This is a genomic window from Putridiphycobacter roseus (assembly GCF_003234935.1).
Taxonomy (GTDB): Bacteria; Bacteroidota; Bacteroidia; order Flavobacteriales_D; family Crocinitomicaceae; genus Putridiphycobacter; species Putridiphycobacter roseus.
The window spans coordinates 188,484-209,853 of the sequence record NZ_QKSB01000007.1 but is presented as its reverse complement, the minus strand read 5'-3'; the positions used below and the strand labels follow the sequence as shown (position 1 = coordinate 209,853).

The following is a 21,370-nucleotide window of genomic DNA, read 5'->3' as shown; positions in this document are numbered from 1 at the left end:
TTACTCCAAGCATAAGTATAAGGTGCAGTTCCGCCTGCAGCAATCACTGTTACTGTTCCATCATTGTCTCCATGACAAGATAAAGCAGAACCAGTTCCATTCGCTGTTAAGTCAGTTGGTTCAATTACTGTAACCATAGCATTAGCAACACATCCATTAGAATCTGTTACTACTACAGAATAAGTTCCTGCAACTAAACCGGAAAGTGTAGCAGTTGTACCGCCATTACTCCAAGCATAAGTATATGGCGCTGTTCCAACAGTTACATTTACTGTTGCAGTACCATCAGCTGCTCCATTACATAATGCATCAGTTGCCGTTGCTACTGCAACTGGTAAAGGATGAATAGTAATAGTTACAAAATTTGATTCGGCAGGATAAGTAGGACAACCCACATTTCTTTCACATCTAATAAAATCAGTAGTTTCTGAAATTAAACCAGGTTGAATAGAATCGGTCATTACACCTGTTGAAGTCCAAGCCCATGATGTACTTGCATTTCTATACATCCAAATATATTCCACACCACCACCAGTAATATTTGTAGCTGGTGATAAACTAACAATAGTTGCAGGTACAAAAGGACCACAATTCGTTTGACTGTATCCAACCGTTCCTGGAATTATAAGAATACAACAGTCAACATTAGACTGTACAACAGTAATATTTTGAATAATACTACATCCCGTAGCATCAGTTATAGTTACAGAATAATTACCTGGCGCTAAACCTGAAACATAAGAAGTAGTTGAAGCAGCAGGATCATTCCATAAATATGAATATGGTGCAGTTCCTCCAGTTACACTAACACTAGCAGAACCATCATTTGAAACATCACAAGTTGGACCTGACACGATAGGAGTTGCTATCATTTCGTTTGGATCAACAAAAGTTACACTATCAGACTTTACACATCCATTGGCATCCGTTACAATTACTGTATAAGTACCAGCACTTAATCCTGTTGCACTCATACCAGTAGAAGCTGATGCATCATTCCATAAATAAGTATATCCTGTTGTACCACCTGTAGCAACAACTGTTGCCGTTGCATTTGAAGCTCCAAAACAAACATTATTAATAGATGATGTCATTGACAACATCATTGATGTAGGTTCTGTTACAGTTGCCATTGCTGTTTCAGTACAGCCATTTGCATCTGTTATGGTTACCGTATAAGTTCCTGCAACTAATCCAGTAAGTGTAGCAGTTGTACCGCCATTACTCCAAGCATAAGTATAAGGTGCAGTTCCGCCTGCAGCAATTACTGTTACTGTTCCATCATTGTCTCCATGACAAGATGTAGCAGAGCCAGTTCCATTTGCTGTTAAGTCAGTTGGTTCATTTACTGTAACCATAGCATTAGCAACACATCCATTAGAATCTGTTACTACTACAGAATAAGTTCCTGCAACTAAACCGGTAAGCGAAGCAGTTGTACCGCCATTATTCCAAGCATAAGTATATGGCGCTGTTCCAACAGTTACATTTACTGTTGCAGTACCATCAGCTGCTCCATTACATAAAGCATCAGTTGCCGTTGCTACTGCAACTGGTAAAGGATGAATAGTAATAGTTACAAAATTTGATTCGGCAGGATAAGTAGGACAACCCACATTTCTTTCACATCTCACAAAATGAGTAGTTTCAGTAATTAAACCAGGTTGAATAGAATCCGTCATTACACCTGTTGAAGTCCAAGCCCATGATGTACTTGCACTTCTATACATCCATATATATTCCACACCAATTCCAAATGGATTAGTAGCTGGAGATAAACTAACAATAGTAGCAGGTGTAAAAGGGCCACAATTGGTTTGACTATATCCAACTGTTCCAGGAATTATTACATTACAACAATTCAGTGGACCTTGCACCATTACAGAATCAGTAGTTACACAATTATTAGAATCAGTTACAGTAACTGTATAAGTTCCTGAAGTAAGACCAGTAAGTGAAGCAGTCGTAGAATTCAAAGCATCATTCCATAAATAAGAATATGGATCATTTCCACTTATCACATTAACAGTTGCCGTTCCACCATTAAGATTAGCACAAGTTGCATCAGTCGCTGTTAACCCAAGTGTTAAATCAGGATGAACAGTCATAGTTACAAAATTAGTTTCGCCAGGGTAAGTTCCACATCCAATAACACCAACACATCTAATAAAATCGGTAGTCTCAGTAATTAAACCTGGTTGAATCGTATCGGTCATCACTCCGGTAGAAGTCCAAACTCCAGCAGTAGTAGCATTTCTATACATCCATACATAGTCAACACCTACACCGTTTAAATCAATAGCAGATACTAAATTTACAATTACACTTGGTGTAAAAGGTCCACAATTAGATTGGTTATAGCCAATAGTACCAGGAATTAAATTTGCACAACAAGTTTGAGAATTATTAATAGTAAAAGATTCCGTTAAAGTACAACCTAGACTATCTGTAATAGTTACTGAATTTTGAGAAGCACACGCTTCTTTAATTTCATTTCCATATTGTCCGTTTGACCAATCGTATATATATGGTGCTGTACCAGTAATAATATTTACGATTGCAGTTGCTCCGCAAGATGGTTGATCAATACATCCAGATAAATCCGTATTAAAATCACCATTTCCAGAATAACCAGGAGTAGTACTTGTGTAATCAAACCAGAAAGACATTCCGTAACTTGCATCTTGATCATTTGCACCAAGTCCAAGTTGCATTCCCATACTACCATTAGAAGGTTTATGGGTTAAATCTAATTCTAAGCCAGCATAATCTCCTAAGCCTGTAATTTTATTTTCTTTAGATTGGTCCATCATGTAATAATCCCACATGGTATGGTTAGCACTAGTTCCATTTCCTTTATAACCATGTCCCGAAGTTGCACTCCAAGCGGTCCAATCTTTTTTATCTTTAAACCAAACTGAAAAATAAAGCATTTTGTTTGCATCATTTGTTTTTTCAGCTTTTCCTACAAAATGAGCAGTACCATCTTTAAATTGGTATAGTTTACCAGAATTATTCACTATAGTAAATAATGATACCCCGGAGGTTCCTCCAAAAGAAGGCAACCAAATAGTTCTGTTACCATCATAATCAAAAACATCACATACTTTTAAAGTATCTGTTGTACAAGTTGAATTAGTGGTTAACACGGAAGCGGTTAAAGCAGGATTTACGGTAATCGTCAAATCAACTGTTTCTCCGGTCCACCATACACCGCATTGTGCACGTCTTGCACATCTACGATACTTAGTTGTTTCCGTTATAAATGGCGGGTCATAATCAACAGAATTCGCACCCGGTATAGCGGTTAAAACCCCTGAGGTAGATGCACTTGTTTTCATCCATTGATATTCGATCGCCCCTTTACTAGTACTACCACCCGAAGCGGCTGCTGTACTCGTAAGAATCGTTGGGTTAAAACCTCCACATGAAGATTGTTCTCCCGTAATAGTACCTGAATTCAAATCACATCCCGAAGGTGCTGGCGCTTCCAAACTTGTCTTATGGCCTATTGCACTATAAGACAGACTCGAAAAGCCTAACACGACTAAGCATGTGAAAAGAAAACGCGACACTTTTTGAAAAAGAATTGTGTTTTTCATATTCATCATTTTATTTATTATTATTCAACAAATATATTAACTATTATTAACAAAATGGTTAAATTTATCGATAAGGCAAAGTTATCAATCGATTAAACTTAGTTTTCTGTCGATATAAAAATAAGGTGAAAAATAGCGCCAAACGTGATAGATAGTCCTATTGCAATCAAAATGAACTCTTAACAAAAAAACCCATTATCTTGGCGTAAAAAAATATTAAAAGGATGAAAAAAAACCAAAATAAAGTTAAATATTGTCCATAATTTGAATATTTTGAAAGTAAAAAATTATCTTAGCCGAAGTTTTAATCCAATTAAATGAATAATAATTTAGTAATTATACCTACTTACAACGAAAAAGAGAACATTGTTAAGATGATTCATAAAGTAATGAGTTTATCTCCTGCGTTCGATTTATTAATTGTTGATGATGGTTCTCCGGATGGAACGGCCCAATTGGTTAAAGCATTGCAAAAAGAATACCCGGATAAATTATTTATTGAAGAACGTTCAGGAAAATTAGGTTTAGGTACTGCATACATACACGGGTTTAAATGGGCACTAAATAAGTCCTATGAATATATATGCGAAATGGATGCCGACTTTTCACACAATCCAGATGATTTAATAAGGCTAGTGAATGCTTGTAAAATAGAAAACGCGCAACTTGCGATTGGCTCTAGGTATATAAAAGGCGGAAAGGTTGCAAATTGGGACAGAAAACGATTATTACTATCCTTTTTAGCTTCATTTTATGTTAGAATGATTTTATGGATTAGAATTAAAGATACCACTGCAGGATTCAAATGTTACCATAGAGAGGTTTTAGAAAAAATTAATTTTGATCTCATCAACTTTAAAGGATATGCTTTTCAAATATGCATGAAATATGCGGCTATTAAAATGCACTTTAAAGTAGTTGAAGTACCTATTACGTTTATCGATCGTGAATTTGGTACTTCTAAAATGAGTACTGGTATATTTAAGGAAGCGATACTTGGTGTATGGCGAATGAAATTTATTAAATTTTAATCATTGGTATAACCAAAAAGCGGGGTTCAGGTTATCAATTTGACCTTCATCTGTAATTTTTCTAATCTCAAAATGTACTTCTGAAACACTTCCATTCGTTTGAATTAACAATGCTCCCATTTCTTGTTTCACTAATACTTTATCTCCTTTTTGAACATACACTTCTTGCAAATTACTATAAATAGTTCTGTAATTACCATGTGCAATGATAATTGCCTTTCCAGCACCAGGAATATTAATTATACTACTCACCACACCAGCATAAACGGCTCTCACGGTCGCTCCTTTAACTGTAGTAATATCTAAGCCACTATTATAAGTGTATACCCCGGGGTGTAATGGATGCGCTTGTTTACCAAAACCTTTAGTAATTTCACCTTTAGATACTGGCCATGGCAACCGACCTTTGTTTGCCTCGAAACCACTATTATTTAACGCAATTTCTTTGGTTTCCTTAATTGTTTTCGGTGTTGCTTTTGCCTTTTTTTGAGCATCTGCAATCTCTTTATTAATAGCTTTACTAATAGCACGTTTTATAGCATCCGACTTTTTCTTTTGTGCCAGCAATTCGTCTTGTAGCAATTTTTCTTTCCCTGTTAAGCTATTTATATTTTCAATTTTTAAAGCCCTATCTTTTAAATATTTATTTTTTTCACGTTGTTTAGACTCCTTTAGCACCTGTTGGTCTGTTTTGGCGTCTTCAAGTAAAAGTAAATTATTTTGTATTTGATTCCTTAACTGTTTAATTCGATAAATTTGATCTGCTCTATACTTAGTAATTTGCGACAAATAAACCATTCGTTTGTTAGCTTGGTTATAATTAGCAGCAGAAATAATAAAGAATACAGATGCTGTTTCACTCCTCATTTTATACGCCTGTACAATCATTTTTTTATACTGTTCTTCCAAAACAAGTACTTGTGCACTCAATAGCTCTATTTCATTTTGATAAGCTAATACATTAGTATTTAATGTTTTTAATTGAACTGAAATATTATTTAGCAATGCCTCGCGGTACTCAATTTTGTGATTGATAAGACTAATATTCTTACTTAAGTTCAACTTATCATCAGTGGTACTTTTTAATAAATTTTCTGTAAATGATATCTTATTCTCTAATTCTTTTTGTTGTTGTTTTAATTTATCCGATTCCTTTTGCTGTCCCAACAAAGTGAAAGAGAGAAGCCCAATGAAGCAAAATAACAATGTTTTATTGATTACAATTCTCATAATGGTCAGGTACAGAAAAAATATGATCTCTTCTATTATTTACAGATTGCTTACTATAAGATAAACCAATGGAAAGAGTATCCTTAGGCATGGATATTACAAGTGTCGTATAATCTGGCAGCAAATAATCAGCCTCCACTATTGATTCAACATAATTAATGGCAATAGAAACAGAATCACTTGGCACTTCAAAGATTATTTTTTTTAGTGCCAAACTAGATGCTGAAAAATAATATTTTATAAAAATATCATCTAATTTTTCATTGTCCACATCCATTTTTTCTTTTTCTATTTTTTTATAAATTCTTTTTTTATGTGAAGCTAAAATATGAAAAGCCTTATCCTTTTCTTTAATTTGCTTATACTTTACGGTGGAGTCTACCCCTATTGGTTTTCCTAAAAGCATACTTTGTAAAAACTCGTACTCTAATTCTACACCAATGATAGAAGATATGTAAGAAAAATTTTCGGTAAAGTAACATTTGTTTTGTTTGTAGACCGCCTTAATGGAATCTTGAGAAGCAATAAAATTGGCAATGATAAAACTCGCATAACTGATGGTTCCAGAAAATGCAGAGTCGACTGTCATTTTTAAAGATGATTTAAATGACTGATTAACAGAACTACTTTTGTAATCAACATAGATTTTACTGTAAAAGAAATCAAAGTCATGTTTATTTAATTCCAACAAATGCTCACTTAATTCCTTGTCATTAACCTTAATGTCAACCAATTTCAAGTTTTTATCATTACCGCAACTAAACAGTATAAACAATGAACAAATTAGGTATATGATGTTTAGACGACTATTCATGATAAATTCCTGTTTCAATTTTCTTTTTTAAGTTTGGGTTCATTTTAATTTTTCCTGCTTCCACCCAAATTTCCATAGCCCGACTTGCATTCCCAAGTAAAGCATTTACATCTCCATAAAACTCTAAATAAGTAACATTGTCTAAATCAATAGAGATTGCCTTTTCTATATAATTTTTTGCCGCATTAAAATCCTTTGTTTTAAAATACAATTTAGCTAATTCCGCATTATAAATAGCACTATTCGGTTCATTTTCCACTGCGATTTTTTCATAATCTATAGCATGACTATAGTCCTTATCGACACTTAGTAATTTTGCGAATCCATGTGAAAATCGGCCCTTATTAATTTCCTTTTCAATTATTTTTTCAAGGGTTAGTTTCGCTTCAACCTTATCTCCTTGTTTCCATTTATTTTTAGCTTGATGGTATTCGAATTCAACTTTCAAATTTTCATCATTTAATACCATTTCATTGCCCATAAAAAAAGCAGTTTCTGCTTCCTCGTATTGATGTTTTTCATAATGTCCAATTCCAAGTAAAAGGTAAATCATGGGTTGATTTGGAAAGACTAACTGTGCTTTTTGTGCATCTACTATTAATTGGTCATAGTTTTCTGTAATATAATCTGCATCCAATAAGTTAATCCAATAGGTATAATCAGATGGTGCATATTCAATGGTTTTATTAAAATACGTTCTCGCTGAATCTATTTGATTATTTTGCATTAAATACTTTCCATAGTAGTTCAATATTTCTGGTGACTCTGCATCTATTTTAATCATTTTAAGGAGTAAACCACCAAGTTCAGAATTCACCATTGCATGGTCTGGAAATCGATTATCAAAAGCCATATTTGATATTGATTCTAGCAGATATACTTTTTTATCTAATGGAATTTCATTACTCGGTAATCCTTTACTTAAATAATCAAAAGCTTTTTCGATATCTCCTTTATTTAAGCTCAATTCCGCTAATCCAATATATGCATTTGGGTTTTCAGGCTCAATACGTTGGATATAATCAATGGCTATTTTTGCTTTTTCTATTTGTTGAGTTTGTAAAAAATAATCCATAGATTCCAACCCTACTTCTAAATTATTGGGTTGTTCGTTAAACAGATTGGATAGCTCATTATTAGCTGCAGCTTCATCATTCAACTCCAGATATAAATCATGTTTTGTCAAGGCAGTCATTGCAGACACTCCTGCTTCCAATTCAATTAAATCTAATACCTCTATGGCTTTCTGTTTTTGATTAGAATAAAGGTAAGATTGGGCTAATTTAGACTTAAACTCAATATTTCTATCTTTAAATTTATTAATGATTAAGTCGTAATACTTTGCACTTTTATGATAGTCACCCATGCCAAAATAGGCATCCGCTAAATGTACAGCGTACCATTTATTTTCTTGGTCTAATTCATATGCTTTTAGCGCATATTCCACACTTTTTGTCGTATTACTTTGGCTTTGGTAAATACTAGCAATAGCATAATTAGGTGCTGCAGCATCTGGTTTCATTCCGATACATTTCAAGAATAAAGCAATAGCTTGTTCGTCGTTGCCAATTAATTTTTGACTATTCGCTTCGTGAAAAACTGACTTATATGCAAAATTAGAGTCAGACTTAGGTTGGGGTTGAATTTTTTTTGTATTTCCACAAGCATTGAGCATTCCTAAAATAAGAATGCCTCCAATTAGCTGATATAATTTCTTTATTTTCACTTACTCAATAGTTGTATAATCACCTATACTAATTTCTTTACTATGGCTTAATATTTTTGCGTAATTACCAATCATTGAACCTTTTAAAACAGTGTTTGAAATGACAGCGTTTTTCTGAACAATGGAATTACTAATTACTGCATTATTAACAACGGTACCCTTCCCTAGAGACACGTGTGGTCCTACGATAGAATTTTCAATAACCACATTTTTACCAACAAAACACGGTGCTATAATTACAGAATTCTTTAATTGGACATCTGAAGAGACCAAATCCTTCTCTTTATCAAATTCCAATACTCTTTGATTGGTGTGCACGGTAGCTTTTGGGTTGCCACAATCGAGCCATTCCGTAACTTCGCCTGTTTTAAATTTTATTCCTTTTTTCGTTAAATTTCTCAAAGCATCAGGCAATTGATATTCCCCACTTTTGATAATATCATTATCGATCAAATATTGAAGTTCTTCTTTTAGTTTCCCACCATCTTTAAAATAGTAGATCCCAATCATTGCTAAATTTGAAACATATTCCACTGGTTTTTCAACAAAATCAGTAATATAATTATCCTTATCTAACTTTACGACTCCAAATGCAGAAGGGTCGTCAATTTGATTGACCCAAATTATTCCGTCTGCATCAGCATCCAATTTAAAATCTGCTTTAAACAAAGTGTCGGCAAATGCAACAATTACAGGTCCTTCTAGACATTCCGCTGCACATAATACCGCATGTGCTGTACCCAAAGCTTTATCTTGATAAAACACTTTTCCTTCAGCACCGATATCATTCGCCATTTGAATTAATTCTCGCTCCACTTCTTTTCCAAAATCACCAATTACAAAAGCAATTTCATCAATTTTTTCAGCACAAGTCTCTACTATATCTTCTACTAACCGGTGAACAATTGGCTTTCCTCCTACTGGTACTAATGGTTTAGGCACAGTCAAGGTATGTGGTCTTAACCTACTACCTCGTCCTGCCATTGGAATAATTATTTTCATCTATTATTATTTTTTTCCTGTACTGCCAAACCCTCCGGTTCCACGAATTGTTTCAGACAGTTCACTTACTTCATTAAAAATTGCCTGTTCACATTTTGCAAATACCAATTGTGCAATCCTTTCTTCATTTTCAATTTGCACAGCTTCATTTGACAAGTTAACCAAAATCACGCCAATTTCTCCTCTATAGTCTGCATCAATTGTTCCTGGTGAATTTAATACGGTTAAACCATGTTTAAATGCTAACCCACTTCTTGGTCGAACTTGCGCTTCGAATCCTACAGGAATTTCTAAATAAAGCCCTGTTTTTATCAAAGCTCTTTCCAAAGGTTTTAGCGTGATTGTTTCTTTTATACTTGCTCTCAAATCCACCCCTGCGGAACCTTCGGTTTCGTATTTAGGAATAACATTATTGGATTTATTTATTATCTTAATTTCCATGATTTATTTTAGCTTTTCAAAGTTAATCATTATTTAAAAGGAGTGAATTAAATCCGTTTAATTAATCATCATTACAGTGTTTATAAGGTAATTTTAAAACTTAAAAAATCCCAATCAATTAATCGATTGGGATTTTAAATAAATTATTTTTCGTTTAACCTATTTTAATTATAAGATCTTCCTTCGGCAAGATGGAAGCTGGTCTTACCCGCTGCACATTTCCTCACTTGAGCTTGGGATGTTTGCGGTCGCGCCATCTCTCATCTTTTCCTTCGTCAAGATGGAAGCTGGTCTTACCCGCTGCACATTTCCTCACTTGAGCTCGGGATGTTTGCGGTCGCGCCATCTCTCATCTTTTCCTTCGTCAAGATGGAAGCTGGTCTTACCCGCTGCACATTTCCTCACTTGAGCTCGGGATGTTTGCGGTCGCGCCATCTCTCATCTTTTCCTTCGTCAAGATGGAAGCTGGTCTTACCCGCTGCACATTTCCTCACTTGAGCTCGGGATGTTTGCGGTCGCGCCATCTCTCATCTTTTCCTTCGTCAAGATGGAAGCTGGTCTTACCCGCTGCACATCTCACAGCTGTCTGGATCGTCCAAAGAGCAGGCGATTTCTTCCATTCTCTCTTCTTCTGTTTTAGCAACAGGAACCACTTCTTTCGCTTTTTCTAGTGTAAATTTAACTGCATCCGTAGCTGCTTTTGTTCTTAAGTAGTACATACCAGTTTTTAAACCTTTTTCCCATCCATAAAAATGCATGGAAGTTAATTTTGCAAAATTTGCGTTCTCCATGAATAGGTTTAAAGATTGAGATTGGCAAATAAATGCCCCTCTATCCGCAGCCAAATCAATAATTACTTTTTGTGAGATTTCCCAAGCAGTTTTATACAAAGCCTTAATATCATCTGGTATGATATCAATATTCTGAATAGAACCATTAGACGCCATCAAGGTGTTTTTCATTTCTGAATTCCACAAGTTTAATTTTACCAAATCTTTTAATAAATGTTTATTTACGATAATGAATTCACCAGATAAAACTCTTCTAGTGTATACATTAGATGTATAAGGCTCAAAACATTCGTTGTTACCTAAAATTTGCGCTGTAGAAGCGGTTGGCATTGGCGCCAATAATAAGGAATTTCTAATCCCGTGTTCTTTTACTTCATTCTTTAAAATATCCCATTCCCATCTGTTAGATGGTTTTACTCCCCACATATCAAATTGGAAAATACCTTTTGACATAGGAGAGCCTTCAAACGTGGAATATGCTCCTTCTACTTTTGCCAAATCTTTAGAAGCAGTTACTGCAGCATAGTAAATTGTTTCAAAAATTTCACTATTCATTTTTTTAGCTTCAGGAGAATCAAAAGGGAAACGCATTAAAATAAATGCATCTGCTAATCCTTGTACACCAATTCCAACTGGACGGTGACGCATATTTGAATTTTCCGCCTCAATAACTGGGTAGTAATTTACATCAATTACTTTGTTTAAATTCTTTGTCAATTGATAAGCAACATCAAATAATTTATTGTGATCAAAAGTCTTAGCATCTGCATCCACAAATTTTGGTAAAGCAATTGAACCTAAATTACACACTGCTGTTTCATCAGGTGAAGTATACTCTAAAATTTCTGTACATAAGTTAGAAGACTTAATCGTACCAATATTTTTTTGATTAGATTTAATATTGGCAGCATCTTTATACACCATGTACGGTGTACCTGTTTCTATTTGAGATTCTAAAATCTTAAACCATATGTCTTGTGCTTTAATGGTTTTTCTTCCTTTTCCTTCTGCTTCGTATCTTTCATATAAAGCTTCAAATTCTTCACCGTAGGCATCAGACAAGCCAGGGCATTCGTTTGGACACATTAAAGTCCACTGGCCATTCTCCTTAACTCTTTTCATGAATAAATCTGGAATCCACATGGCATAAAACAAATCTCTTGCTCTTTGCTCTTCTTTTCCAGTATTCTTTTTTAAGTCCAAGAAATCTACTATATCATTGTGCCATGGCTCCATATAGATAGCGAATGAACCTTTTCTTTTTCCGCCTCCTTGATCTACATATCTTGCAGTATCATTAAAAACTCTTAGCATTGGGACGATACCATTTGACGTACCATTTGTACCTTTAATGTATCCTCCTTTAGCTCTAATATCGTGAATCGACAGACCAATTCCACCAGCAGATTGAGAAATTTGTGCACATTGTTTTAACGTGTCATAAATTCCCGAGATACTATCTTCTTTCATGGTTAATAAGAAGCAAGATGACATCTGCGGTTTAGGTGTTCCGGCATTAAATAGGGTTGGTGTTGCATGTGTAAACCAGCCTTCTGACATTAGGTTATATGTCTTCACGGCTGCTTCAATATCGTCTTTATGAATACCTACAGACACACGCATTAACATGTGTTGTGGTCGTTCAACAATTTTATTATCTAATTTAAGTAAGTAAGCTCTTTCTAATGTTTTAAACCCAAAAAAATCGTATTTAAAATCTCTGTCATAAATAATTTGACCATCTAAAAAAGCAGCATTTTTTTGAATAATTTCATATACATCTTCTGCGATTAAAGAAGCATTTTGTCCTGTTTTAGGATCTACATACTTGTATAAATCATCAATGGTTTCAGAAAAAGATTTTTTAGTGTTTTTATGCAAATTTGAAACGGAAATCCTGGAAGCCAACAAAGCATAATCAGGGTGTTCAATCGTTTTGGAAGCAGCTACTTCAGCAGCTAAGTTATCTAACTCTACAGTGGACACGCCATCATACAATCCTTCAATCACTTTCATTGCTACTAGCTCAGGTTGAACCATAACATCTAATCCATAACACAGTTTTTTTATTCTTGCGGTAATCTTGTCAAATTTTACCGGCTCTTTTCTTCCGTCTCTCTTTACTACGTACATACTCACTTACTTTTTTAAATAGGGTTTTTTAAAATTCTTCATCTAATGAAAATGTTTGCTTATCGCTCCCACCCATTACTCCAGCTTTTTGATATTCACCAACTCTTTTTTCAAAAAAGTTAGTTTTACCTTGTAGGTTTATCATATCCATAAAATCGAATGGATTAGTTACATTGTATACTTTATCATTACCTAATTCCACTAAAAGTCTATCAGCTACAAATTCAATGTATTGAGACATTAAATCTGCATTCATTCCGATCAATTTTACTGGCAATGATTCTGTGATAAATTCTCTTTCAATATCCACCGCAGTAGTAATAATTTCTTCAACTTCTTCTTTTGGTAATTTATGCTCTAAGTGGTCGTTATACAACAATACTGCAAACTCCATGTGCATCCCTTCATCTCTTGAAATTAATTCGTTAGAAAAAGTTAACCCTGGCATTAGGCCTCTTTTTTTCAACCAGAAAATAGAACAAAATGAACCAGAAAAGAAAATCCCTTCTACAGCAGCAAAAGCGATAAGTCTTTGAGCGAACGTTCCGTTGTCAATCCAATTCAACGCCCATTCTGCTTTCTTTTTAACGGGAGGAAAAGTTTCCAATGCGTTAAACAAGTAATCCTTTTCTTTATCATCTTTAATATAAGTATCGATTAATAAAGAGTAAGTCTCAGAATGAATATTTTCCATCATGATTTGAAAACCATAGAAAAACTTAGCTTCTGTATATTGCACTTCTTTCACAAAGTTTTCAGCCAAATTTTCATTAACGATACCATCTGAGGCAGCAAAAAATGCAAGTACATGCTTTATAAAAAAACGTTCATCATCCGATAATTTTTCTTCCCAATCAATTATATCTTGAGACAAGTCTAATTCCTCTGCTGTCCAAATACAAGCTTCTTGAGTTTTATATGCTTTCCAAATATCTTCATGTTCTATTGGGAACAAAACAAATCTATTGGGGTTATTTTTTAAAATCGGTTCATCTAATTCTGCCATATCAATTTTTTATTTAAATCTTTTTTACTTTTTCGGGTAAAAAACGTTACTTCTGATTGAAGTTAAAAGGTGATTTTTGTCTTTTATACTTGTGCCAAAAAGCGGAATACAAAAGTTGATAATTTTTATGGATTTAACAACTAAAAACAATTCACAAAATCTAGTTGGTTTTCAACAATTGAAAACAACAACACTCGTCACGCACAATAAAATCAGTAGTTTACAATAATTAACGAATGTTAAGAACTGGAAAGAGATAATTTAAAAAACAATTAGACTAACAACTTCTCCACAATTTCCAAACCCACTTTTCCCATATTGTTAAAGCACTATTTCTACCATTTGCAAGGTAGGCAGAAATAGCGATTAAAAAATAAAAATAACCAATGTATTTACCAACTTTCAAATGTGAAAAATTTTCATTAAATTACAAGTGAATTTAAAATTTATCCAAATGCATAAAGTAAATTTTATTTTAAATGGACTTCTCGATTTATTTTTCCCTAATGCGTGTGAAATTTGTGGTAACGCACTAAATCACACTGAAAAATATATTTGTTTTCCCTGTAAGTACAACTTACCTTATGTCAACAGACATCCAAAACATGTTGAAAGTCTACAAAAAATATTTTGGGGTAGAATTGACATAGAAAAGGTTTATAGCGTCCTTAACTACCAAAAAGGTAATCACACCCAAAAAATACTACATGCCATAAAATATAAAAACAAAACAAAATTGGGTAGACACATGGGTAAAATCATGGGTAATCAGTTAAAAAAAGCTGAAAAATTCGACTGTATCATTCCCATTCCATTGCACCCAAAAAAGCAAAGAATCAGAGGTTTCAACCAAAGCCTAATCCTAGCAGAAGGAATTGCAGAAACGCTACCTATCCCAATTATTACAAATCAAATAGAACGAGTTAAGATAAATAAATCACAAACTCAATTTTCAAAATACGATCGTTGGGATAACGTAAAGCAAATATTTTTATTAAAAAATCCATCTCTATTAAGGAATAAACATGTATTAATTGTGGATGATGTACTAACCACTGGTGCAACCATTGAATCGTGTGCAGCAGAAATATATGCCAAAACAGCCTGCAAAATTAGTGTTGCCACCTTGGCCGCTAGAGTGTAAAAAATGCACTACTTTTGATTTTAATGGAAGCACATAAATTTACGATTGTAGGCTGGGGATTAGCTGGTGCTACTTTAGCTTGGCAACTTTACTTTAAAAAAGAACCGTTTAAGGTATTTGATTCTAATAACAACACCTGTACAAATGCTGCTGCCGGCATCATCAACCCAATAGTATTTAAGCGGTTAACAATGAGTTGGAGGGCGCAAGAATTACTTCCAGTAGCCAAGCAATTTTTTGAAAAAGTAGAAGACTTTCTGGAAGATAAAATATTAGACGAAAAAGGGATCAATAAAATATTCACCAGTATTGAAGAACAAAATAATTGGTCTTCTAAAAAAAACCTTCCTTTATTTAAAAATTATTTAGGACCTGTTGAAAATATTGAAAATACAGCTGTTATAAATGAATTTGGAGTAGGTAAAGTAAAAACAATTGGAAATTTAAACACTAAAAAGTTTTTATCTGTATCTAAAATATTTTTCCTTCAACAGCAGGTTGAATTTATAGATTCTCCGTTTGATTATTCATCTAATTCAGTCGACAATGAAAAGATTATTTTTTGTGAGGGCGCTGAAATCCATCAAAACCCTTTCTTTAATTACCTACCCTTAAAGCCAACCCACGGTGAAGTCATCATTATAAAAGCACCACAAATAGACTTCAAAGACATTTTAAATAAAAATATGTTTATCATGCCTTTAGGTGACAACCTCTATAAAGTAGGCGCCACCTATAATTGGGAGAAAAAAGAGCCAACAACGACTGAAAAAGGAAAACAAGACCTACAAGATAAATTAAATGAAATACTAATAACGCCTTACGAAGTAGTTGCACATTTAGCAGGTATAAGACCGACAGTAAGTGACAGGAGACCACTTTTAGGCGTACACCCTCAGCACCCTGAATTATTTGTTTTTAATGGGCTGGGCACAAAAGGTGTGATGTTAGCGCCATTTTTCACCCAACAATTAGTAGATTTTATTCTACAAGGGACACCTTTAGATAATGAAGTAAATATAATTCGTTATGAAAAATATTTAAATTAACTTTGTGTCACAATTAAGAAAACAAAAAAACATGTATCCAGAAGAATTAACAACACCAATGAAAGCTGAATTAACTTCAGCAGGATTTGAAAGTTTAGAAACACCAGAAGCAGTTGATAACAAATTAAACAGTAAAGAAGAAGAAACGGTATTAGTTGTAATTAATTCAGTTTGTGGTTGTGCAGCAGGTAGTTTAAGACCTGGCGTATTACAAGCAATAAAACACAATAAAATTCCTTCAAAATTAACCACTGTATTTGCAGGTGTGGATCCAGGAGCAGTAAACCAAGCAAGAAAATATACCTTGCCTTACCCTCCATCTTCTCCTTCAGTTGGATTATTTAAAAACGGAACTTTAGTTCACTTTTTAGAGCGTCACCACATTGAAGGAAGATCTGCTGAAATGATTGCAGAAAACTTAACAATGGCCTTTGACGAATATTGTTAATCCTCATTTTTTTAAACAATACGAATGCCGTTCAATACCAATTGAACGGCATTTTTTAAATGACCACACATGAAAAAACCTGTACTTGTATTTATTATCACATCTCTTGTAATGCTTTCCTTTTTTTATTTTTATCCTGCCAAGGTATTTCCAACGGTAATTACCGATCTAAACGGCACATATACACAAGATTTTAGTCTACAAGAATTAATAAAACAAGAAACAGACAATAATCCTGTTAAGTCAATTCAATACACATGTACTCCCACTTTTCAAGGCTGGTTTTTAATGTCCATTATTTTTATTGGCCTTCCTATCATGATAGCTTTTCGTACGACATTAAAAAAATACCCGAGAAAAGGAAATTGATACCCTACCCTAGGTTGCATTAATTCAATTATTATATTTGTACTTTAAACAAACATAACATGTCTATTCCAACTCAATTATTAGCAGAAATTTGTAAAACACCTGGTGCTCCTGGTTTTGAACAAAAAGTAAGATCTCTTGTTATTCGTGAAGTAAGTCCATATGTAGATGAAGTAACCGTTGATAACATGGGTAATGTTTATGCTTTTAAAAAGGGTAAATCGGATAAAAAAGTAATGATTGGTGCACACATGGATGAAATTGGCTTCATAGTTACACATATAGATGATGACGGGTTTATTCGTTTCCACACCTTAGGTGGGTTCGATCCTAAAACTTTAACTGCCCAACGTGTAATCATACACGGAAAAGAAGATATAATTGGCGTAATGGCATCAAAGCCTATTCATGTAATGACTGCTGAAGAACGCAATAAAGTTGCCAAAATACAAGATTATTTTATTGATACTGGTCTGCCTAAAGCTGCAGTTGAAAAGCTAGTTACTATTGGTGACCCTATTACACGAGAGAGAGAATTTATACAAATGGGAGAATGTGTTAACTCTAAATCTTTGGATAACCGGTTAGCTGTTTTTATATTAATTGAAACTTTAAAAGCTTTAAAAGACGTAGAAGTTCCATACGACATATATGGGGTTTTCACCGTTCAAGAAGAAGTAGGGATTCGAGGAGCGAGTGTTTCTGCATTAAAAATTAACCCTGACTTTGGTTTTGGTTTAGACACCACTATTGCATTTGACTTACCTGGCGCGGCTGCACATGAAAAAATAACTAAATTAGGCGCAGGTACTGCCATAAAAATTATGGATGCTTCCACTATTTGTGATTACAGGATGGTAGATTATATGAAAAAGACTGCCGAAAAAAATAACATTAAATGGCAGCCTGAAATCTTAACCGCTGGAGGAACCGATACCGCTGGAATTCAAAGAATGGCGCAAGGCGGCTCCATAGCAGGAGCAATATCTATTCCAACACGTCACTTACATCAAGTAATTGAAATGGCAAATATCAATGATATTGAAGGCTCTATTAACCTATTAACAAATTGCTTAAAAGACTTAGATACTTACGATTGGGCTTTTAAGGACTAACGCAATAGGGTTACGTGCCCTCTGATTTCTTTAGGTAAACCAGAGTCAAACTCATAATAAACTATGCGCCAAACATAAGTGCCTTGAGGCGCTAATCGACCGCCATACCTACCATCCCACTCCGCTTCAGGATGTTCTGATAAAAAAATTAATTCACCCCAACGATTATAAATCCACATTTTATAATTTTGTGGTTTATATAAAATAGGTTTAAAGGTATTATTGAATTCATTTCCATCTGGTGTGAAAGCATTAGGAACTATTATCGGAATTACTGGTACAACAGTTAAAGTTTTCATTGCGGTATCCTTACACCCCTCTATGTTTTTAACTACTTGATATGGGTGATAAACACCCGGCTCGGGATAAGTGTATATAAAATCAGGATAAGGGGTAAAGCTTCCATCACCAAAATAAAACCATTGTTTATATGCATCTTCAGAAGTATTAACAAAATGAAAGTCAGCTTCGTATTGATCTTGTATTAATGGATCTAAATCAAAAGACGCTACTGGAGAAGGTGATATTTCAACATACTCACTCCGCAACAAAGTCAGGGTATCAATACATCCGGAGGTCGTAAAAATAGTCAATTTTACATCATACAACCCAGGGGAAGTATAAATATGGCTAGGGTGTTTTTCGGTACTTATGCCACTTCCATCACCAAAATCCCATACAGAAACAATTGCTGTATGCGCAAAAGAGAGATTGATAAACTCAGCTTCAAATGGTGCACATTTCAACGCATCATCTCCTTTAAAACCAATAGTTGGTTCGGCAAAAACAAATATTTCATCAGTATAGGTATCTTCACAAACATCATATTCCACCTTAAATGTAACTTCAATCGGACCAGCTTGACCGAACACTATGTTTGTCGGATTTAAAGCAATAGAAGTATCTGGTGTTGCGTTCCCGCCAAAAGTCCAATGAAAGGTACTTCCGGGAGGGATGATACCACCTCCATTAAAATCAAAACTATTTCCAACAATACATTGTCCACTAGGCGGGATAAACTCAGCCTTTATTTCGTCACTAATAATAAAAGTTTGCTTAGAAGTATCTGAACAACCTTGCGACAAAGAAACAATTAAACTAACTTCGTAAGTACCTGGTGCAGGGAAGGTATATGTAGGTTCAAATTGATTACTCACATCTGTATTTATTCCAGGCACTCCAAAATCCCATTGATAAGTTGTTCCTCCAAAACTATTATTTTCAAACTGAATAGTAGCGCCTTGACAAAAAGAGACAAATGTGATTAAATCTTGCTGTGGCGTAATTTCGGCTGACAATTCCACTTCACAATCCAATACACGAAATAGAAAATCCCTACGGGTTGTATTTATCAAAACACCATTTCTATATTCGTTCACACAAATACCAGCGGCATATAATCCCACCATATTTGGTGTAATAGTCAACCAGCCTGTACTTGAATTAATAGATGCGCCACCAGTACCAAAAGGAGAAACTGCTGTGTAACCACCCAGCCAATTTACTAAATTATAAGGTGGTGGGCCTGCAGGATTTGGAGCTGGTTGCGCCGAAGTCCCTCCTTGAAAAGGCGCACACAAACCATAAACCAAAGAATCTCCATCTGGATCTGTTGCCGCATGATCAAACTGCAATGTTTCATTAGAACATAGTAGGATAGGAGGCGTATTGTTAAATCGTGGAGAACTATTGCATACCGCCAAAGCAGCCACTGGGATTTCGGTAAATAACGTCAAACCTTGATTCCCTGGATTATTCAAATTGGTTACATTCGCCCCCCTACAACAACGTTGATATGCCAATGCGTATCCCGTACTTGAAGCTGGTAATGTAACTATCTTTTCATAAATTGCTTCTTCAATACAAATATTAGTTGGAACAGTAATACAAGGGTTATTATTAAAATTAACTGTCAAAACTACAGACCCAGGAAAAGGAATAGTAAAATTATCGATCTCCACATTATTACCATTGAAAACGGTAACTGGCAAGTTTTGATCAAATTGTGCGCCTGTAGAGTTACAATCTCTATAAATTTTTACGGTAACCCGATATTGATTATTACCTAAGCAGTCATAAAATATTTCCCCACCCACAATATGTGAAGCGAATCCGATTGCGCCATATAAAGTAATAAATAAAAAACCGATCCATTTCACTCCGTTAAAGTTACAACATTTAATGCTATATAAACGAAGTAAAATCTTAGGGGGTTGTTTTATTGATTATAGAATAGTTAATACCAAATGAAAATCTCAATTCATCCAGATAAGTACTATATGAATTGGCTAGGTGTTTACCAAAAATTTGTCTGCCAGAAAAAGTAATATTAAACCTTTCTGAGACAGCATATTTTACACCGAAATTAAAAGAGGTAAGAGGATTGATACTCGACTCATACACTAGTTCATTATTCGTGTTAAAAACACCATATTCACTCGATTCAGAACTAGCCAAACCAACCTGAACGCCAACATATGGTTTAATTTTATTTACCATAAAATAATAATTAGCCCCAAGAAACAATTGATGATTAAAATTAAAACGTTCTCGCTCACCTTGTGCATTTAAAAAGTAAAATAAATCTAGGCTTCCTTCTATTTTATTTTTTAAAAATCCCACACTCAAATGCGCATTAGATGTTTGTGTTTGTTCTGTTAGAAAACCAGCAGAATAATAAAGTCCAACATTCAAATCGTAATCTTCTTCCGACTGCGCAAATAATTGGCTTGGTAATAAAAGCAACAAGCAGAAAATTTTTGTGATCAATTCCATAATTTCATAATTCTATAGTTCAGCGAAAATTGAAGATACATAGGATCTTTACTTTCTATTTCTGTATTAGGCAAAACAGCAGTATTTAAGTAAAGACCAAAATCACTAGACTGAACTTCATAAATAGGTTGGTCAAATCTATATAAAAACCGGTAAGACAATGCAATGCTTAATCTGTCATTTAAATTATACTGTGCACCAATTCCGGCATGAAGACCAAAGCTATTCAACGCAATACTTTCACTTTCTCTATTAGAGAACAAATAGCTAACTGGTGTTACCTTAATATTAGAATAATTTGCTCCCAAAAAAATAAAAGGTGAAAGTTTATGATTTAAAAAAGGAACCACGGCCGAAAACCCGAATTCATTCTGTTTTAAATTCCCTACGTTCCCTAAATCCAATGTTTCAATATTGGAATATATTTCAATATTTAAATTGTCTAAAACATTCACCTTGGCTTGAACGCCAATGCCAAAACCTTCTTCATATTGCGGTAAATTTATATTTTGATTTAACCTAACCCCAAATTGAAAATCTCCAGCATTATCTTGATTTTCTTGCCCATATCCTAAAATTCCGATCATAAAAAATAATATACTACAACAATATTTTATACTCATCTTAGTTCATTTAAGTGCCTCACAAAGATATGATAAATCCCAATTAAAAGGCCAGATACAACTAAATTATT

At 34.2% G+C, this 21,370-nt stretch carries 17 protein-coding genes; 6 read left to right on the top strand and 11 right to left on the bottom strand.

The window, feature by feature from the left end; all coding sequences use genetic code 11:
• Positions 1 to 3,602 (bottom strand): SprB repeat-containing protein (locus tag DNU06_RS12590; protein ID WP_199399025.1); only part of this gene is annotated, 3,602 nt, incomplete at its 3' end.
• A gap of 317 nt (positions 3,603 to 3,919) precedes the next feature.
• On the opposite strand from DNU06_RS12590, the gene DNU06_RS12585 reads away from it, so the two are divergent.
• Positions 3,920 to 4,633: a polyprenol monophosphomannose synthase gene (locus DNU06_RS12585; RefSeq protein ID WP_111063735.1), complete on the top strand. Its 714-nt coding sequence runs from the start codon at positions 3,920 to 3,922 to the stop codon at positions 4,631 to 4,633.
• Here DNU06_RS12585 and DNU06_RS12580 read toward each other — a convergent pair whose 3' ends face one another.
• The 7 genes from DNU06_RS12580 to DNU06_RS12550 form a co-directional block, all read right to left on the bottom strand.
• A complete protein-coding gene (locus DNU06_RS12580; RefSeq protein WP_111063733.1) occupies positions 4,634 to 5,863 on the bottom strand; it encodes a murein hydrolase activator EnvC family protein in 1,230 nt (409 codons plus the stop codon). It lies immediately after the preceding gene.
• The gene (locus DNU06_RS12575; RefSeq protein WP_111063730.1) at positions 5,844 to 6,677 is read right to left on the bottom strand and encodes a DUF4292 domain-containing protein; all 834 of its coding nucleotides are present in this window, start codon (positions 6,675 to 6,677) and stop codon (positions 5,844 to 5,846) included. Before DNU06_RS12575 ends, DNU06_RS12580 begins: the two co-directional genes overlap by 20 nt.
• Positions 6,670 to 8,403: a tetratricopeptide repeat protein gene (locus DNU06_RS12570; RefSeq protein ID WP_111063728.1), complete on the bottom strand. Its 1,734-nt coding sequence runs from the start codon at positions 8,401 to 8,403 to the stop codon at positions 6,670 to 6,672. Before DNU06_RS12570 ends, DNU06_RS12575 begins: the two co-directional genes overlap by 8 nt.
• Positions 8,404 to 9,405 carry a sugar phosphate nucleotidyltransferase gene (locus DNU06_RS12565; RefSeq protein WP_111063726.1) on the bottom strand — a complete coding sequence of 334 codons (1,002 nt, stop codon included), beginning with the start codon at positions 9,403 to 9,405 and terminating at the stop codon, positions 8,404 to 8,406.
• 6 nt (positions 9,406 to 9,411) lie between these two features.
• The gene (gene dut, locus DNU06_RS12560; protein WP_111063724.1) at positions 9,412 to 9,846 is read right to left on the bottom strand and encodes a dUTP diphosphatase; all 435 of its coding nucleotides are present in this window, start codon (positions 9,844 to 9,846) and stop codon (positions 9,412 to 9,414) included.
• 560 nt (positions 9,847 to 10,406) lie between these two features.
• On the bottom strand, positions 10,407 to 12,770 hold the full coding sequence (locus DNU06_RS12555) for a ribonucleoside-diphosphate reductase subunit alpha (protein ID WP_111063721.1): 2,364 nt from the start codon (positions 12,768 to 12,770) through the stop codon (positions 10,407 to 10,409).
• A 28-nt stretch (positions 12,771 to 12,798) separates the two neighbouring features.
• The gene (locus tag DNU06_RS12550) at positions 12,799 to 13,776 is read right to left on the bottom strand and encodes a ribonucleotide-diphosphate reductase subunit beta (RefSeq protein WP_111063718.1); all 978 of its coding nucleotides are present in this window, start codon (positions 13,774 to 13,776) and stop codon (positions 12,799 to 12,801) included.
• A 454-nt stretch (positions 13,777 to 14,230) separates the two neighbouring features.
• Here DNU06_RS12550 and DNU06_RS12545 point away from each other — a divergent pair, with 454 nt between their 5' ends.
• The 5 genes from DNU06_RS12545 (at position 14,231) to DNU06_RS12525 (ending at position 17,901) form a co-directional block, all read left to right on the top strand.
• Complete coding sequence (locus tag DNU06_RS12545) at positions 14,231 to 14,920, top strand: ComF family protein (RefSeq protein ID WP_111063715.1); 690 nt, start codon at positions 14,231 to 14,233, stop codon at positions 14,918 to 14,920.
• A 23-nt stretch (positions 14,921 to 14,943) separates the two neighbouring features.
• A complete protein-coding gene (locus DNU06_RS12540; protein ID WP_111063713.1) occupies positions 14,944 to 15,969 on the top strand; it encodes an NAD(P)/FAD-dependent oxidoreductase in 1,026 nt (341 codons plus the stop codon).
• Between the two features lie 31 nt (positions 15,970 to 16,000).
• Positions 16,001 to 16,417: a BrxA/BrxB family bacilliredoxin gene (locus DNU06_RS12535; RefSeq protein ID WP_111063712.1), complete on the top strand. Its 417-nt coding sequence runs from the start codon at positions 16,001 to 16,003 to the stop codon at positions 16,415 to 16,417.
• Positions 16,418 to 16,486: 69 nt separating this feature from the next.
• Positions 16,487 to 16,786, top strand: coding sequence for a hypothetical protein (locus tag DNU06_RS12530; protein WP_111063710.1), 300 nt, complete (start codon positions 16,487 to 16,489; stop codon positions 16,784 to 16,786).
• A 59-nt stretch (positions 16,787 to 16,845) separates the two neighbouring features.
• Positions 16,846 to 17,901, top strand: a complete 1,056-nt coding sequence (locus DNU06_RS12525; RefSeq protein ID WP_111063708.1) for a M42 family metallopeptidase — start codon at positions 16,846 to 16,848, stop codon at positions 17,899 to 17,901.
• Here the strand turns inward: DNU06_RS12525 and DNU06_RS12520 are convergent.
• The 3 genes from DNU06_RS12520 to DNU06_RS12510 are packed head-to-tail and all read right to left on the bottom strand — an operon-like array spanning position 17,898 to position 21,263.
• Complete coding sequence (locus tag DNU06_RS12520; protein ID WP_111063706.1) at positions 17,898 to 20,060, bottom strand: PKD domain-containing protein; 2,163 nt, start codon at positions 20,058 to 20,060, stop codon at positions 17,898 to 17,900. The two genes, DNU06_RS12525 and DNU06_RS12520, sit on opposite strands and share 4 nt — an antisense overlap.
• A gap of 46 nt (positions 20,061 to 20,106) precedes the next feature.
• Positions 20,107 to 20,676, bottom strand: a complete 570-nt coding sequence (locus tag DNU06_RS12515; protein ID WP_111063704.1) for a hypothetical protein — start codon at positions 20,674 to 20,676, stop codon at positions 20,107 to 20,109.
• Complete coding sequence (locus DNU06_RS12510; RefSeq protein WP_158526889.1) at positions 20,667 to 21,263, bottom strand: outer membrane protein; 597 nt, start codon at positions 21,261 to 21,263, stop codon at positions 20,667 to 20,669. Before DNU06_RS12510 ends, DNU06_RS12515 begins: the two co-directional genes overlap by 10 nt.
• Positions 21,264 to 21,370: the final 107 nt, after the last annotated feature.

Coding starts and splice junctions, on each gene's coding strand:
- DNU06_RS12545 (WP_111063715.1), top strand. CDS start 14,231: ATGCATAAAGTAAATTTTATTTTAAATGGACTTCTCGATTTATTTTTC.
- DNU06_RS12575 (WP_111063730.1), bottom strand. CDS start 6,677: ATGAATAGTCGTCTAAACATCATATACCTAATTTGTTCATTGTTTATA.
- DNU06_RS12555 (WP_111063721.1), bottom strand. CDS start 12,770: ATGTACGTAGTAAAGAGAGACGGAAGAAAAGAGCCGGTAAAATTTGAC.
- DNU06_RS12550 (WP_111063718.1), bottom strand. CDS start 13,776: ATGGCAGAATTAGATGAACCGATTTTAAAAAATAACCCCAATAGATTT.
- DNU06_RS12535 (WP_111063712.1), top strand. CDS start 16,001: ATGTATCCAGAAGAATTAACAACACCAATGAAAGCTGAATTAACTTCA.
- DNU06_RS12510 (WP_158526889.1), bottom strand. CDS start 21,263: ATGATCGGAATTTTAGGATATGGGCAAGAAAATCAAGATAATGCTGGA.
- DNU06_RS12565 (WP_111063726.1), bottom strand. CDS start 9,405: ATGAAAATAATTATTCCAATGGCAGGACGAGGTAGTAGGTTAAGACCA.
- DNU06_RS12540 (WP_111063713.1), top strand. CDS start 14,944: ATGGAAGCACATAAATTTACGATTGTAGGCTGGGGATTAGCTGGTGCT.
- DNU06_RS12580 (WP_111063733.1), bottom strand. CDS start 5,863: ATGAGAATTGTAATCAATAAAACATTGTTATTTTGCTTCATTGGGCTT.
- DNU06_RS12585 (WP_111063735.1), top strand. CDS start 3,920: ATGAATAATAATTTAGTAATTATACCTACTTACAACGAAAAAGAGAAC.
- DNU06_RS12530 (WP_111063710.1), top strand. CDS start 16,487: ATGAAAAAACCTGTACTTGTATTTATTATCACATCTCTTGTAATGCTT.
- dut (WP_111063724.1), bottom strand. CDS start 9,846: ATGGAAATTAAGATAATAAATAAATCCAATAATGTTATTCCTAAATAC.
- DNU06_RS12515 (WP_111063704.1), bottom strand. CDS start 20,676: ATGGAATTGATCACAAAAATTTTCTGCTTGTTGCTTTTATTACCAAGC.
- DNU06_RS12525 (WP_111063708.1), top strand. CDS start 16,846: ATGTCTATTCCAACTCAATTATTAGCAGAAATTTGTAAAACACCTGGT.